This is a genomic window from Nocardioides sp. NPDC057577, assembly GCF_042801335.1.
GTDB lineage: Bacteria > Actinomycetota > Actinomycetes > Propionibacteriales > Nocardioidaceae > Nocardioides.
In genome coordinates, this window is record NZ_JBHVGB010000323.1 from 1 (window position 1) to 1,976 (window position 1,976).

General features: G+C 68.5%; 2 protein-coding genes. One reads left to right on the plus strand and one right to left on the minus strand.

Annotated features, from left to right (window positions below):
* Position 1: 1 nt before the first annotated feature.
* The gene (locus ACFU7D_RS29460) at positions 2-1,327 is read right to left on the minus strand and encodes an MFS transporter (RefSeq protein ID WP_378874040.1); all 1,326 of its coding nucleotides are present in this window, start codon (positions 1,325-1,327) and stop codon (positions 2-4) included.
* Between the two features lie 228 nt (positions 1,328-1,555).
* Here ACFU7D_RS29460 and ACFU7D_RS29465 point away from each other — a divergent pair.
* The coding region (locus ACFU7D_RS29465) for a MarR family winged helix-turn-helix transcriptional regulator (protein ID WP_378874043.1) at positions 1,556-1,976 on the plus strand (421 nt) is incomplete at its 3' end.

Below are 1,976 nucleotides of genomic sequence, written 5' to 3' on the forward strand. Positions count from 1 at the left end.
GTTATGACGAGCCGACTCGGCCGGTTTCTACGTCAGGATGAGCCGACTCGGCGATCAGGGCGGGACGTACGCCGTTCACGGCAGGGGTGATCCGGCGCTCCAGGCGCATCGAGCCGGCGACGATGCCGACGCAGCCGACCACCATCAGCGCGATGAACACCTGCGACTGGCCGTGCTCGAGCAGGAACCCGGCCAGGATGGGGCCGACGATCGCCCCGGTCTGGAACGAGGCCGAGTTGATCGCGTTGTAGCGCCCGCGCAGATGGTCGGGGGCCATGTCGTTGGTCAGGGCGGGGTAGGCCGACTGCATCAGCGTCTCGCCGAGAGCGAAGAACAGCCCCTGGAAGGCGACCACGCCGACGATCGCGGCGACGGAGCCCGGCACCAGGCCGGTCGCCCCGAACACCACCCAGGCGAGGGCCCAGATCACCGCGGTCGCGATGAGCACCCGGGTGCGCCGCTTGCCGCTGACCCGGTTCATCACCCAGAACTGGGCGAGCACGATCACCGCGCAGTTCACCACGAACGCGAAGCCGACGACCCGGGTCGAGACCTCGGAGATCTGGCGGGAGTAGGCCGGGAACCCGCTCTCGATCTGGCCGTAGCCCAGGGTCGAGAGCAGCACCCCGATCACCACCAGCCAGATGACCTCGGGACGGCGCAGGATCGTGGCGTACGACGCGGTCGCGTCGGGCTCGTCGGCGGCAGGGCGGGCGGCACGGCCGTGGAGATGACGCAGCGGGCCGAGCAGGACCAGGGCCGGGATCGTGAAGGTGGCGGCGTTGGCGAGGAAGGCGTAGGTGAACGTCTCGGGCCGGGTCACGTCGATGAAGAGCCCGCCGATGACGCCGCCGACGCCGATGCCGAGGTTGATCAGCGCGAAGTTCACCCCGTAGTAGCGCTGCCGCAGCTCACCCTCGACCACGGTGGCGACCAGGGCGTTGGCGGCCGGCCAGGACACCCCGGCCTGGACGCCCAGCAGGCACAACGCTGCACCGGCGAGCACCGGGGTGGTGGCGAAGGCGAGCATGACGTCACCGGCGATCGCGCAGACCAGGCCGCCGAGGATGACCGGGCGGGCTCCGTACCTGTCGATCAGGCTGCCCGCCGGGCCGGTGACCACGAAGCCGACGATGGCTATCAGGCCCATCAGGGTGCCGGCGAGGCCGAGGTCGAAGCCGCGTACCTCATGCAGGTAGATGATCGTGAACGGCAGCGTCATGCCGCGGCCGAGGAGCTGGATGGCAACCGTCGACAGGAGCCAGCGGCCCTCGCGTGGAAGCGCGGCTATGAAGTCACGGAGACCGAGAGCAGGGGGAGTCGACACCGCACAATCTTCGCCTTTACCCGGAGCCGTGGCGAATTGTTTCTCCGGTCCGCAAGGCCTCGGGTCGAGCACGCTGCCGGGCTAAGGTCCCGGCCGATTCTGCCGTTGGTCCCGACTGTTTCGGGGCTCTCGTCCCGGGTGTGTATCGAACCTTCGGTGACAGCTTCCCCGCCGTTAAGGGGTGCCAGTGCATGAAACAGCTCGCAGAGAGGTCTAACGTAATGCCCCGTGGGTGATGAGACTCGGTGGCTGGACGAAGAGCAACAGCGCTCGTGGCGTGCGCTGATGATGGGGATGACCCTGCTCGATGACCGCCTGGACGCAGATCTACGCTCGCGCTTCGACATCTCGCTCCCGGAGTACGAGATCCTCGTACGCCTCTCCGAGAACGACGGTGCCATGCGGATGGCTCAGCTCGCCGACTCCCTGGCCCACTCGCGCTCCCGGATCACGCACACGATCACCCGGATGGAGCGTGCCGGGCTCGTCGAACGCCGCAACTCCGCCGACGACGGCCGCGGTGTCGTCGCCACCCTCAGTGACCGCGGCTTCGAGCTGCTGCGCGAAGCCGCGCCCGTCCACGTCACCGGCGTACGCGACTACCTCATCGATCTGGTCAGCGAGGAAGACTTCGCGGCCCTGGGACGGG